The organism is Streptomyces sp. NPDC004284, from assembly GCF_042874035.1.
Lineage (GTDB): Bacteria > Actinomycetota > Actinomycetes > Streptomycetales > Streptomycetaceae > Streptomyces.
Genome location: NZ_JBIAMJ010000002.1, coordinates 943,048 through 955,790, shown reverse-complemented (window position 1 = coordinate 955,790; position 12,743 = coordinate 943,048). Strand labels below are relative to the sequence as shown.

Here is a 12,743-nt window from a genome sequence, read left to right as displayed (position 1 = left end):
GGCTTGCTGCCACACTCACACCGGGCCTCCGCGGCGCGGTAGGGCCGATCGGTCCCGGGCTCGGTCCGCCCGGACGGCACCGCCCGCGGTGCGTGCCAGGGCTGTTCGGGGCACGAGGTGCCCCGTTCGGCCCTTGTCGTCCCGTGACCCGCGGCGACACGCTCGCACGGACAGGACCCGGGGGCGCGGAAGAACCGGAGGCGCGCCATGAGGCATCCGCGTACCGTCGACGACGTGATGACCCACGCGGTGGTCTCCGCCAGGCTCGACGCGCCGGTCAAGGAGATCGTCCGGTCCATGCGGCGCTGGGGTGTGAGCGCGGTCGCCGTGCTGTCCGCCGAGGGGCGGGTGGTCGGTGTGGTGTCCGAGGCCGACGTGCTCGGCAAGCTTCCGGGAGAAGAACCCGGCGGTGCGGGACCGGTGACGGCGGGCAGCCTGATGTCGGCTCCGGCCGTGACCGTTCCGCGCGGTGCCACGATCGCGGGGGCCGCGCGGTTGATGGGGCGGGACCGTCTCAAGCGGCTTCCCGTGGTGGACGGGGACGGCCGACCGGTCGGCGTCGTCAGCCGGGGCGACCTGCTCAAGATCTATCTGCGCTCCGACGCCGAACTCGCCGAGGACGTGCGCCACGAGCTCCTCACGCATCTGATCCCCGGGGGCGACACCGCGCTCACCGTGCGGGTCGAGGACGGGGCGGTGACGCTCGCCGGACGCCTGCCGCAGTCCGTCAGCCCGGATCTGGCCCTGCGCCTGACCCGGGCCGTGCCCGGCGTGGTGGAGGCCGTGGCGGACTTCACGGCCCCCGCCTGAGGGCCTTCGTGCCGTGCGGCGGGAAGTGCTGGCCCCGGGCGTCCGGGCCCGGGAACACCGGCGTGACCCGGCCCGTGTCCGACCGGCGGACGTCGAAGGGCGGGGTACCCGTCCGCGTGGTGCGGCCCGACGATCCCGCCGTCGCGCCCTTCGTCCCCGACCGTGGCGCCGTCGGCGACCGGCCGGTCGCCGACGTGGGCCCACAGCCCGGCGCGGGGATTCTCCTGGGTCTGCAGTGTCCCGGTCGCCGTCATGGTTCTCGCCTCCTGGGCCCGTGCTCCTGCCTCCCACCGCGTGTCCCGGTCGGTCGCCTTCATAGGGGCCAACAGTCCCGGAAGGGGACCGTTCGGCACTGCCCCGGGCCGGGATCCACGCAGGAGGGTGAGATCTGCCGGGGCCGAGGCCTCCCGGGAAGGAGGACCGTCATGCAGCACCGCACGGTTTTCGAGGTGCTGACGCACGACGTGGTCACCGCCGCCCCGACGACTCCGTTCAAGGAGATCGAGCACGACGTCCTGGCCGACACCCCGCGCCCCGCCCCGACGCGATCCGTGTGAGTGTCGACGACGGAGTCGTGAGCCTGCACCGAAGGAGGACGTGATGCGGCACCGCAGGATCGACCGGCTGATGACCCGTGAAGTGGTGAGCGTCCTCGGCGACGCCCCGTTCAAGGAGATCGTCCGCGTGCTCGCGCGGCACCGGGTGACCGCCGTTCCCGTCCTGGACGGCAAAGGCCGGGTGATCGGGGTCGTGTCGGAAGGGGATCTGCTCCGCAAGACCGCCGACCGGGCCGCCGGGCCGGACGGTCTGCCGGCCGTTCCGGACCTGGAGGCGTGGGAGCGGGCGAAGGCCGAGGGGACGCGGGCCGAGGAGCTGATGTCCGCGCCCGCCGTGTGCGCCCGTCCGGACTGGACCGTGGCGGAGGCGGCCCGGCTGATGGAGGTCCATGGGGTCAAGCGGCTCGTCGTCGTCGACGGCGAGGACCGGCTGCTGGGCATCGTGAGCCGCCGTGACCTGCTGGGCGTCTTCCTCCGCGAGGACGACGACATCCGTCGGGAGATCGTCGAGGACGTGCTCGGCGAAACGCTGCGTCTCGGACCGGCCGCGCTCACCGTCGAGGTGCGGGACGGCCGTGTGGAGCTCAGCGGAACCCTTCCCTTCCGGCGCATGATCCCGGCCATCGAGCGCATGTGCGCGACCGTCGACGGCGTGGTCTCGGTCTCCTCCACCCGTCTCCTGTACGACGTCGACGACATCTGACGAGGAGGTGCACGGTCATGACGCGGAACATCGTGGTCGGTCTGGACGGCACGGAACAGGCGAAGGCTGCCGCGGAGTGGGCGGCCGAAGAGGCCCTGCTGCGCGGCACCGGCGTCCATCTGGTGTACGCGAAGGAACCGGTGCCGGAGGCCATGCTGTCGCTCGCGCCCCGGGAGTCCGAGGAGGCGTGGGCCGAAGAGATGGTGGCGCGCGTCGCCGACGGGCTGCGCGCGCGCCGTCCCGGTCTGTCGGTGACCACCCGGCTGCTGCCCGCGGGCCCCGTGCCGGGCCTCGTCGCCGCGGCCGAGGAGGGCGAACTGCTGGTCCTCGGCTCACGGGCCCTCAGCGGCGTGGCCGGCTATCTGATCGGCTCGGTCGGCCTGACGGTCGCCGGTGCCGTCGAACGGCCCGTCGTCCTGGTACGGGCCGGCGGCGAGGCGACCGCGTCGAGGGGTCCCGTCCTGGTGGGGACCGATGTGCGGCAGCCCGTGGACGCCGTTCTGGGTTTCGCCTTCGAGGAGGCCGCACGGCGTGGCTCCCCGGTCCATGTCGTGTACGCGGAGCAGCTTCCGCTGTTCGCCGGGCTCGGGCCCGCCATGGTCCCGGACATCCGCCTCGCCCTGGCTCCGGAGATCGAGCGTTCGCTGGAGGAGCTGCTGGAGCCCTGGCGCGCGAAGTACCCCGGTGTCGAGGTCGCCGCCCGTGTGGTGGTCGGATCGGCCGGTCTCGAACTGGTCGGGGCCGCCGGCGGGGCCTCGCTCGTCGTGGTCGGCAGGCGTACCCGCCGTTCCGTCCTCGGCGCGCACATCGGGAGCGTGGCCCACGCGGTGCTGCACCACAGCCCGGTGCCCGTGGCCCTCGTGCCCCATGACTGAGCGCGGTGCCGGTCAGTCGTCGGGGGCCGTCGGCCGCAGCCGTACCGCCGTGACCTTGTACTCCGGGCACGAGGTCACGGTGTCGGCGTGCTCCGAGGTGAGGGAGTTGACGCCGCTGGCCGGGAAGTGGAAGGCGCAGAAGACCTGACCGGGGGCGAGTTCCGTCCCGACGCGGGCGACGAGCCGGGCCTGTCCGTGGCGGCTCTCGACGGTGACCGGGGTGCCGTCCCGGACGCCGGACCGGGTGGCGTCCTCCGCGTTCAGGTCCAGGTGTTCGTACGTGTCGAGAAGGAGGTTGCCGCCGCGCCGGGTCATGCTCCCGGAGTTGTAGTGGGCCCAGCGGCGCCCCGTGACGAGGATCAGCGGATAGGCCTGGTCCGGTTCCTCGCCGGGCGGCAGGTAGGGGGCCGCCGACAGGTGGGCGCGCCCGTCGGGAGTGGCGAACTCCTCGGCGTACAGCGTTCGTTCGCCCGGCCGGTCCGGTGCGGGGCAGGGCCAGGGAACGGCCCCCTCCCGGTCGAGCCGCTCGTGCGAGAGTCCGGCGAAGAGGGGTGTCACGCGTCCGCACTCGGCGAGGGCGGCCGCCGGTGTGGGGCAGCCGAGGTCGGCGCCGAGGGCCTCGGCGACGGCGTGCACGGCCTCGAAGTCGGAGCGCGCCGTGCCGGGCGGGGTCACCGCCCGCCGTACGCGCTGGAAGCGGCGGTCGAAGTTGACGAAGGTCCCGTCCTTCTCCAGCCAGGAGGCCACGGGCAGGACGACATCGGCGTGCCGGGCGGTCTCGCCGAGGAACAGTTCGTCGACGACGACGAGCGGGCAGGCGTCGAGGGCCTCGGTGACGCGACGGCTGTCGGGGTCGGTCGCGCACACGTCCTCGCCGATGATCCACAGCGCCCGCAGCCGGCCCTCCCGCGCCGCCGCGAACATCTCGGGGATGCGCAGTCCCGGTGCCGGCGGGACCGGCCGGCCCCACACCGCCTCGGCACGGGCGCGGGCCTCGGGGTCGGTGACACGGCCGTAGCCGGGGAGCAGGTCGGGCAGGGCGCCCATGTCGGAGGCACCCTGCACGTTGTTCTGGCCCCGGAGGGGGCTGATGCCGAACCCGCGGCCGGTGCCGCCGACGGCTCCGCGCAGGATGGGGAGGTTCGCCAGGGTGCGCACGCCGTCGGTGCCGTGCAGGTGCTCGGTGACGCCGAGTCCGTACAGGACGGCCGGTCGTTCGGCGCGGCCGTAGAGCCGGGCGGCCTTCCTGATGTCGTCGGCCGGCACCCCGGTGATCCCGGCGACCCGCTCGGGCGGGTAGTCGGTGAGCAGTTCGGTGAGTTCGTCCAGTCCGGTGGCGCGGTCACGCAGGAAGCCCGGGTCGGTCAGGCCTTCGGCGACGAGGACGTGGGCGAGGCCGTGGAAGAGGGCGACGTTCGTACCGGGGCGCGGACGCAGGTGCACGTCGGCATGACGGGCGAGACCCACCGCGCGGGGGTCGGCGACGATCAGGGAAGCCCCTGCGAGTGCCCGCCGCAGGAGACGGGCACCGACGACGGGGTGGGCTTCGACCGGGTTGGCCCCGACGACCAGGAGGCAGTCGGCGGTCTCGACGTCGTCGAACGGGTCGGTGCCGCCGGCCCTCCCGAAGGACGCCGTGAGCCCGGCGGCGGACGGGGCGTGGCAGAGACGGGAGCAGTTGTCGACGTTGTTGGTGCCGATGACGGCCCGCAGGAACTTCTGGACGAGGTAGTTCTCCTCGTTGGTGGCGCGGGCCGAGGAGATCGCGGCGACCGCGTCGGGACCGCCGTCACGTACCGCGGCGCGCAGGCCGTCGGCGATCCGGGCCACCGCCTCCGCCCAACTGGCGGGTCTCAGAGCTCCGTTCTCGCGGATCAGGGGTTCGGTGAGGCGTTCGGCGGAGTCGAGGTATCCGTACGCGAAGCGGCCCTTGACGCAGGCGTGGCCCCGGTTGACCGGCCCGTCCCGGGCGGGGAGCACGGCGGCGACCCGCTCGTCGCGGACGACGACGTCGAGGGTGCAGCCGACTCCGCAGTAGCCGCAGGTGGTGCGCACGCGGTCGGCGGGCGGCCGCCGCGAGGTGAGGCCCTGGCCGGGTCCGGGCCGGGTGATGGCCCCGGTGGGGCAGGTGTCGACGCAGCCGCCGCAGGAGACGCAGTCGGACTCGGCCCAGGGGCCGCCGGTTCCCGGTGCGACGACCGTGTCGGCGCCCCGCCCGGTGAGGGTGAGCGCGAACGTGCCCTGGACGTCGGAGCACATCCGTACGCAGCGCCCGCACGCGATGCACAGGTCGCGGTCGAGGTGGACGTACGGGTGGCTCTCGTCCCGGCCGCGGCTCGGATCGCCGGCGGCCGTCTCGGCGGGTATCCCCAAGTCCCGGCAGGTGTCGGCAAGTTCACTGCGCGTGCTGTCGGCGAGCGCGTGCGGGGGAAGCGCCGAGGCGATCAGGGCGACCGCGTCCCGGCGCAGACTCCGCACGTCCTCGCCGGTGGTGTCGACGGTGAGGCCCGGCGCGGCGGGTGTGACGCAGGCGGCGACGGTCCGCCCGTCGGCGCGGACCAGGCAGGTCCGGCAGGAGCCGGCCGGCCGGAGGCGGTCGTCGTGGCAGAGGGTGGGCAGGTCGGCTCCGGCGGCACGTACCGCGTCGAGCAGCGAGGATCCGTCGGGCACTTCGACCGGGACGCCGTCGACCTGGAGCCGGGTCATCGGTCCCATCCTTCCAGGGCCGGACCGTACGCGCGGGCCAGGCTGCGGACGGCGGCGGGAACACGGCGGCCGAAGGCGCAGAGACTCGCCTCGCTCATCAGCCGCGCCAGACGTGCGTAGGACTCCCCCGGGAACTCCCCCGGCCCGCCCCGGCCTTGCGCGCCTTCGAGTCCTCGCCGGGTGCCGACCCGGCAGGGCGAGCAGGCTCCGCAGCTCTCGTCGGCGGCGAACTCCCAGATGTGCCGGAGGAGTTCGTGCGGGTCGACGGCGGCATCGAAGGCGACCATGCCGGCGTGGCCGAGGGCGGCGCCGTGCTCGGCGAGCGCTGCCGTGGCGAGCGGGACGGCGAGCTCCGTCCCGGCGAGGAAGCCGCCGAGGGGGCCGCCGATCTGGAGGGCGACGAGCTCACGGCCGTCCTTGAGGCCGCGGCCGAACCGGGCGACGATCTCGTCCACGGGGGTGCCGAGTTCGACCTCGTAGGCCCCGGGGCGGGCGAAGCGTTCGGACAGGCACACCAGCTTGGTGCCGGTCTCGTCCGGTGTGCCGCGGCGGGCGTAGGACGCTCCGCCGTGGGCGACGATCCAGGGCACGGCCGCCAGGGTCTCCACGTTGTTGACCACGGTCGGCGCGTCCCACAGGCCGTGGTCCGTGGGGTAGGGGGGCCGGGGGCGGGCGCAGCCGCGGGCGCCTTCGAGGCGGGCGACGAGGGCGGTCTCCTCGCCGGAGACGTAGGAGCCCGCTCCTTCGGCGATCTCGACGAACGGGCGCGGTCCGGCCGCCCCGGCCGAGGGGGCCAGGTCCCCCGCCTCCGTCGCGCGTTCCACCGCCCGGCGCAGCCGGGCCATGGCCTTCGGGTACTCGGAGCGCACCAGGACGATCCCGTGCCGGGCGCCGCAGGCGAAGCAGGCCAGGGCGAGTCCCGCGAGGACGCGTCCGGGGTCCTCCTCCATGAGCAGGCGGTCGGCGTACGAGCCCGGGTCGCCCTCGTCCCCGTTGGCGACGACGACGGTGTCCGGGCCTCCCTCCGCCGCGGCCCACTTGGCCGCCACCGGGAATCCGGCGCCGCCGCGCCCGCGCAGTCCCGAGACGGCGATCTCCTTCCGCACGTCCTCGGCCCGCCGCCCGGCCACCGTCTCGCGCCACACCTCCCAGGCGGAGTGGCCGCCCGCGATCCCCGCGAGCAGGACGGGCGCGCCGGTGGTGTCGGCCGTGGGGATGCCCGGCGCGCGCGGTTCCGCCCGCCCGCCGAGCTGGTCGGCCAGGTCCGGCCCCGCGCGGGGAAGGGCACCGTCGAGGGCGGCGGGGCCCGCGTAGCAGTAGCCGAGGCAGTGCACGGACTGCAGCGAGGTGGAACCCGTCTCGTCGACCGTGCCCGCCGCCGCTCCGAGCGCGTCCTCCACCTCCGCCAGATGCCTCCCGCCCCGCGCGGCGAAGCACGCCGTCGCGGTGCACACCCGTACGTGCCGCTCGCCGTGCGGGGCGGCGAGGTCGGCGAAGAAGGCGGCGGGGCCGAGCCCCGCGGCGGCCGGAAGTCCGGCTTCCTCCGCGACCCGGGGCGCCCATGCCCCGGGGGCTTCGGCGGTACGGGACCTGGCGCGCGCCAGCGCGGCCGGCAGAACTCCTCCGCGCCCTCCGTGCCGTGCGGTCAGCTCACGGAGCGCGTCTCGGCGTCCGCCTCGTTCCCCGGGCATCGGACCGCTCATGTCCTCAGGGTGACCGGCCGCGCCCCCGGCCGCATCCCGGTCGGTCACGGGATTCACGGTTCCGAGCCACGCAGCGCGGCCAGGCGCCGGCGGTACTCCTCCTCGTCGATGTCACCGCGCGCCAGCCGCTCGCCCAGGATCTGTTCGGCCGAGGTGGCGGGCCGGTGCTCCGGCGGGCGTTCCGCGGGACGGCCCACCGTACGGAAGAGCATCACCGCGACGGTGATGAGGAGCCCCCAGAACAGCAGCATCCCGGCGGACAGGGCGAACCAGCCCCATCCGTTCATGCCGTCTCCGTACCAGAACATCATCGCCGATCACGCTCCCGACGGCCGGACCGGGCAGGTGCCGGACCCCTTGCCTCCGGTCCGTCCGGCACCTTCAGGCTGCCCGGCCGGTGGCGCCCCGCACAGGGCCGGTCGGCCCCCGGCGAGGGGCCGGTCGGTCGGGGAAGGGAACGACCGGCCCTTGGAGTCCGGCCCCCCGCGTCCGGAGGCTGGGGACAGCAGCGCTCGCACCGCCCCGCGGATCGATGCCGGGAGGCCGCCATGTTCCGGAACTCGGGCAGCCCGCCCGCCGCGGACGCACCACGGCCGTGGCAGATGCTGCTCCTCGCCACCCTCGGGTTCACGCTCTGCTTCTGGGCGTGGGCGCTGCTGGCCCCGCTCGGCCCGCGGATCCGGGACGACCTCGGCCTCAGCTCCTTCGAACAGTCGCTGGTGGTCGCGGTGCCCGTGGTGGTCGGGGCGCTCGGCCGGATCCCGGCGGGGGCGCTGACGGACCGCTGGGGCGCCCGCCGGGTCTTCCCGTTCGTCGCGGCCCTGACGATCCTCCCCGTGCTGTACCTCGGTCACCTGGCCGACTCGTTCGCCGAGGTGCTCGCGGGCGGCTTCTTCCTGGGGCTCGGGGGAACGGCCTTCGCCGTCGGCGCGCCGTTCGTCAACGCCTGGTACCCGCCCGCGCGGCGGGGCGTCGCTCTCGGGATCTTCGGCATCGGCACCGGGGGGACGGCCCTGTCGGCGTTCACCACCGTCCAGCTCGCCGACGCCGTCGGTCGTGCCGCCCCTTTCGATCTCGTGTCCGCCTGCCTCGCCGTGTACGCCGGAGCGGCCTGGTCGCTGCTCCGGGACCGTCCGGGGCGCGCGACGGCGGCGGGAACGCTGCTCTCGCGCACGGCGCGGGCCCTGCGCACGCCGGCCACCTGGCACCTGTCCTTCCTGTACGCCGTGTCCTTCGGCGGCTTCGTCGCCTTCAGCGTCTACCTGCCGACCTACCTCACCAGGGCCTACGGGCTCGACCGCCCCGACGCGGCACTGCGGACCGCGGGATTCGTCGTCCTCGCCGTGGCGATGCGGCCGGTGGGCGGCTGGCTGTCGGACCGCCTCCACCCCGTACCCGTCCTGACGGTCTCGTACGGGCTCGTCGCGGCGTGTGCCCTGGTCGCGGCGTTCGAGGCGGAACTGGTGCCCGTCGGGACGGCGGCCTTCTTCGGCATGGCAGCGGGCCTGGGAGCCGGGTCCGGGGCGGTCTTCGCGCTCGTCGCGCGTCTGGTCCCGGCCGAGCGGGTCGGCGCGGTGACCGGGGTGGTCGGGGCGGCGGGCGGCCTCGGAGGCTTCTTCCCGCCCCTCGTGATGGGCGTGGTCGACAGCGTCGCGCACGACTACACGTGGGGGTTCGTCCTCCTCGCCGTCACCGCGACGGGCGCGGGCGTCCTGGCCGCCACCGTCGTCCGGCGGCGCGCCCGGGCGACCGCGGGCGCGTGACCACCGCTCCGGCGGGCCTCGCGACGGCGGCGGGCCCGGGCGCCGCGTCGGGCACCCGGGTCCGCCGTCTCACAGCGCTTCGACGATCATGGCGTTCGCCAGTCCCCCGGCCTCGCACATCGCCTGGAGCCCGTACCGTCCGCCGCGCGCCCGCAGGGCGTGGACCAGGGTCGTCGTCAGGCGGGTGCCGCTCGCGCCGAGCGGGTGGCCGAGGGCGATGGCGCCGCCGTGGACGTTGACCCTCGCCGGGTCGGCGCCGGTCTCCTGCTGCCAGGCGAGGACGACGCTCGCGAAGGCCTCGTTGACCTCGAAGAGGTCGATGTCGTCGAGGGAGAGCCCGGCGCGGCGCAGCACCTTCTCGGTGGCGGGGATGACGCCGGTGAGCATGAGCAGCGGGTCGGAGCCGGTGACGGCGAAGGAGTGCAGCCGGGCGAGCGGGCGCAGGCCGAGGCTGCGGGCGGTCTCGGCGGCCATGACGAGGACGGCGGAGGCGCCGTCGTTGATCGGGCTGCTGTTCCCGGCGGTGACCGACCACTCGATCTGCGGGAAGCGCTCGGCGAAGCCGGGGTCCTCGAAGGAGGGCCGGAGGCCGGCGAGGATCTCGGGCGTGGTCGCGGGCCGCACCGACTCGTCGCGGCGCACGTCCCCGTACGGCACGACCTGGTCGTCGAAGAAGCCGTCCGACCAGCTGCGCGCGGCCTTGAGGTGCGAGGCGGCGGAGAACTCGTCCATGGCCTCGCGGCCGATGGACCACTTGGCGGCGATGAGCTCGGCGCTGATGCCCTGTGGCACCAGGCCCTCGGGGTAGCGCGCGGCCACGCCGGGGCCGAAGGGGTCGGCGCCGGGCGGCACGTTGGACCACATGGGGACACGGCTCATGGACTCGACGCCGCAGGCCACGACGATGTCGTACGCGCCGGACATGACGCCCTGGGCGGCGAAGTGCACGGCCTGCTGGGAGGAGCCGCACTGCCGGTCGACGGTGGTGGCCGGCACGGTCTCGGGCAGGCCCGCGCCGAGCCAGGCGTAACGGGTGGTGTTCATGGCCTGCTCGCCGACCTGGTCGACGGTGCCCCCGATGACGTCGTCGACGAGGGCGGGGTCGACGCCGGAGCGGTCGATCAGGGCGCGCAGGGTGTGCGAGAGGAGGGCGACGGGGTGGACGTCGGCGAGGGACCCGCCCGGCTTGCCCTTCCCGATCGGCGTACGGACTGCTTCGACGATGACGGCGTCACGCATGACACGACTCCCACATGGAGGGTTGGAAATCTGGACCAACACGTGTGAGTAACATAGCCGAGTGAGTTGGATTATCAAACCCTCTCTTGCTCCCTTGTACTAGCCTGGGCGCATGAAGGCCGCGCCCCGCCCCTGCTCGATCGCCGACACCCTCGCGCTCGTCGGCGAGAAGTACTCCCTCCTCGTGCTGCGCGAGGTCTCCCTCGGCGTCCGCCGCTTCGACCGGATCGCCCGCAACACCGGGGCGCCGCGCGACATCCTCACCGCCCGCCTCAAGCGGCTCGTCGAGGCCGGGATCCTGGAGAAGGTCGCGTACAGCGAGAGGCCCAGGCGCTACGAGTACCGGGCCACCCCGGCCGGCGAGGAGCTGGGTCCCGTGCTGGTCACCCTGATGGCCTGGGGCGACCGCCACCTCAACGCGGAGGCCCGGCCGGTGGTCCTGGAGCACAGCTGCGGCGAGCCCCTGAACCCGCGCGTGGTCTGCGGGAGCTGCGGCGAGGAGGCCGACCGCGCCAGCCTGAAGCACCATGTGCACGCGCCGGGCTGGACCGTCTCGGGCCCCGTGGAGGACGGCCGGTGACCGCCACCGCGGCCTGACGCGCGCGGCGGCGCCCCCGAGCCGGGCGGGCGCCGGCATGACGGAACCCCGACCGGGAAGGCCACCCGCCCTGACACGGACCACTTCGACGTCGTGGTCATCGGCGTGGGCATGTTCGGATCGGCGCCGACGAGTACCTGAGCCGGGCGGGCGCCGGCGTACTCGTCATCGGCCCGGCCGAACCCGAACCCCTCGAACCCCTCGGGCCCGTCGGCCTCGGGACCGCCGAGGCGGCCGAGTGCGGCGCCCACCACGACGAGGCGCGGATCGTACGGCGCATGGGGCGGTACCAGGTCCGGGGCACGCTCGGCGCCCGCTCCGCACCGCGCCCGCGCGCCGTCGAGCACGCCTGCGGAATCCGTTTCTTCGAGGAGTCGGGACCCTGGCGCCGACGGCGATCGACGGCGGCGTCGACGTCCTCCTCGAACGCGAGCAGGCCGGCCGTCCCGACCCGCGCAGGCCGGGCGGGACGCAGCGCCCGGTACGGCGGCCGGCGCATCCACCCGGACCAGGCCGAACTCCCGGCCGTGCCGACCCGGTCCGACGATGCGCCCCGGTCCGAGACCACGAGCCGGTCCGAGGACGCGAGCCGGTCCGAGGACGCGAGCCGGCCGTCGTACCTCAGGCCGCCGTTCGGACTGTGCCGAAGGGGCGGACCGAAGCCGACTCGCGCCGTGCTCGCGTCACTTGGTCGCGGCGAAGCGCATCAGGGCCTGCTCGTCGCCCTGCTTGATCTTGCCCGTCTGGTTGATCACTTCGAGCTTCCAGCTGTCGCCGACCCTCATGGCCTTGGCCACGGCGCAGCCGTTGTCGTTGGTGAGCAGGCTGGGCCAGATGTCGGCCACCTGCTGGGAGCTGCCCCCGGTCGCGTCGTACACCTTGAAGCTGATGTTGCGCGCCTGCTGGAACGAACTGCCCTTCTTGTAGGCGGCGGCGATGAACACGATCGAGGTGACGTGGGGCGGGATCCGCGCGAACTCGACGGTCACCGTCTCGTCGTCGCCGTCGCCGTGGCCGGTCTGGTTGTCGCCGCTGTGGACCAGGGAGCCGTTGCCCATGGGGTCCAGGGAGTCGAGACCGGCCAGGCGCACCGGGTCGCCGTCGTGCATCGCGATGGCGATGAGGTCCAGGTCGGTGCCCTTCTTGCGGCGGAGCTTGCCCATCACCCCGCCGCTGCTGCCGGCCGTGGGGTCCCAGGACACGCCTATGGACATGTGGGTGACCCCGTCCAGGTCCGCCGGACCGTCTTCCTTCGTGAGCGTCATCATGCGGGAATCATCCTCTTCCTGACGGCGTCGCGGAACGTGAAGTGAGCACGGGCGCGGGTCAGTCGCGCGAGTTGCCGAACAGGAGCCGGTACCCGACGAGCAGGACGAAGGAACCGGCGATGGCCGCTCCCCACGTGGCCGGGTCGAAGAACTCGTTCGCCACGGGCCGGTCGAGGAAGCGGGCGGACAGCCAGCCGCCGACGAAGGATCCGGCGATGCCGATGAGGGTGGTGATGATCAGACCGCCCGGATCCCGGCCCGGGAGCAGGAGTTTGGCGACGGCTCCGGCAATGAGCCCGAGGATGATCCAGCTGATGACGCCCACGGCGGTTTCCTCTTCTCCCGCGCCGGAGGCGGACCCGATCCGCCCCGGCAACCCTGTATTGCGCAGTTGCGCAACCGTACACAGCGGGAATGACGCGAACGGGTCGTGGAGGGTTGCGGCTCCGGGTGGCTCGATCGAGGGCCCGATGTGGCTCGATCGAGAGCCATGCGGGCAGCGTTGGCCGCGACGTCACCCG

The 12,743-nt window shown here is 74.2% G+C and carries 13 protein-coding genes; 6 read left to right on the top strand and 7 right to left on the bottom strand.

What is annotated here, in order from left to right:
• The first annotated feature begins 207 nt into the window (after positions 1–207).
• Positions 208–810 (top strand): CBS domain-containing protein, encoded by a 603-nt coding sequence (locus ACFYUS_RS09425; RefSeq protein ID WP_388847624.1) that lies wholly within the window; start codon positions 208–210, stop codon positions 808–810.
• Here ACFYUS_RS09425 and ACFYUS_RS09420 read toward each other — a convergent pair.
• The gene (locus tag ACFYUS_RS09420; protein WP_388847786.1) at positions 794–1,030 is read right to left on the bottom strand and encodes a DUF1918 domain-containing protein; all 237 of its coding nucleotides are present in this window, start codon (positions 1,028–1,030) and stop codon (positions 794–796) included. The two genes, ACFYUS_RS09425 and ACFYUS_RS09420, sit on opposite strands and share 17 nt — an antisense overlap.
• A 205-nt stretch (positions 1,031–1,235) precedes the next feature.
• Here ACFYUS_RS09420 and ACFYUS_RS09415 point away from each other — a divergent pair, with 205 nt between their 5' ends.
• The 3 genes from ACFYUS_RS09415 to ACFYUS_RS09405 are packed head-to-tail and all read left to right on the top strand — an operon-like array spanning position 1,236 to position 2,945.
• Positions 1,236–1,367, top strand: coding sequence for a hypothetical protein (locus ACFYUS_RS09415; protein WP_388847622.1), 132 nt, complete (start codon positions 1,236–1,238; stop codon positions 1,365–1,367).
• A gap of 43 nt (positions 1,368–1,410) precedes the next feature.
• Positions 1,411–2,070: a CBS domain-containing protein gene (locus tag ACFYUS_RS09410; RefSeq protein ID WP_388847620.1), complete on the top strand. Its 660-nt coding sequence runs from the start codon at positions 1,411–1,413 to the stop codon at positions 2,068–2,070.
• 17 nt (positions 2,071–2,087) lie between these two features.
• Positions 2,088–2,945, top strand: a complete 858-nt coding sequence (locus ACFYUS_RS09405) for a universal stress protein (RefSeq protein ID WP_388847618.1) — start codon at positions 2,088–2,090, stop codon at positions 2,943–2,945.
• 12 nt (positions 2,946–2,957) lie between these two features.
• Here the strand turns inward: ACFYUS_RS09405 and fdhF are convergent, their stop codons facing one another.
• Genes fdhF through ACFYUS_RS09390 form a run of 3 tightly spaced genes read right to left on the bottom strand, consistent with a single transcriptional unit; the run spans position 2,958 to position 7,641 of the window.
• Positions 2,958–5,651, bottom strand: a complete 2,694-nt coding sequence (gene fdhF, locus ACFYUS_RS09400) for a formate dehydrogenase subunit alpha (RefSeq protein WP_388847616.1) — start codon at positions 5,649–5,651, stop codon at positions 2,958–2,960.
• On the bottom strand, positions 5,648–7,354 hold the full coding sequence (locus ACFYUS_RS09395; protein ID WP_388847614.1) for an NADH-ubiquinone oxidoreductase-F iron-sulfur binding region domain-containing protein: 1,707 nt from the start codon (positions 7,352–7,354) through the stop codon (positions 5,648–5,650). Before ACFYUS_RS09395 ends, fdhF begins: the two co-directional genes overlap by 4 nt.
• Before the next feature lie 53 nt (positions 7,355–7,407).
• Positions 7,408–7,641, bottom strand: coding sequence for an SHOCT domain-containing protein (locus ACFYUS_RS09390; protein WP_388847612.1), 234 nt, complete (start codon positions 7,639–7,641; stop codon positions 7,408–7,410).
• Between the two features lie 261 nt (positions 7,642–7,902).
• Here ACFYUS_RS09390 and ACFYUS_RS09385 point away from each other — a divergent pair, with 261 nt between their 5' ends.
• Entirely contained in the window at positions 7,903–9,117 is a 1,215-nt protein-coding gene (locus tag ACFYUS_RS09385; protein ID WP_388847610.1) for a nitrate/nitrite transporter, read from the top strand.
• Between the two features lie 69 nt (positions 9,118–9,186).
• On the opposite strand, the gene ACFYUS_RS09380 is transcribed toward ACFYUS_RS09385, so the two are convergent.
• Positions 9,187–10,356 carry a thiolase family protein gene (locus ACFYUS_RS09380; protein ID WP_388847608.1) on the bottom strand — a complete coding sequence of 390 codons (1,170 nt, stop codon included), beginning with the start codon at positions 10,354–10,356 and terminating at the stop codon, positions 9,187–9,189.
• A 112-nt stretch (positions 10,357–10,468) separates the two neighbouring features.
• On the opposite strand from ACFYUS_RS09380, the gene ACFYUS_RS09375 reads away from it, so the two are divergent.
• Positions 10,469–10,936, top strand: a complete 468-nt coding sequence (locus tag ACFYUS_RS09375) for a winged helix-turn-helix transcriptional regulator (RefSeq protein WP_388847606.1) — start codon at positions 10,469–10,471, stop codon at positions 10,934–10,936.
• Positions 10,937–11,637: 701 nt separating this feature from the next.
• On the opposite strand, the gene ACFYUS_RS09370 is transcribed toward ACFYUS_RS09375, so the two are convergent.
• A complete protein-coding gene (locus tag ACFYUS_RS09370; RefSeq protein ID WP_388847604.1) occupies positions 11,638–12,222 on the bottom strand; it encodes a TerD family protein in 585 nt (194 codons plus the stop codon).
• A 58-nt stretch (positions 12,223–12,280) separates the two neighbouring features.
• Entirely contained in the window at positions 12,281–12,547 is a 267-nt protein-coding gene (locus tag ACFYUS_RS09365) for a GlsB/YeaQ/YmgE family stress response membrane protein (protein ID WP_388847602.1), read from the bottom strand.
• Positions 12,548–12,743 lie beyond the last annotated feature (196 nt).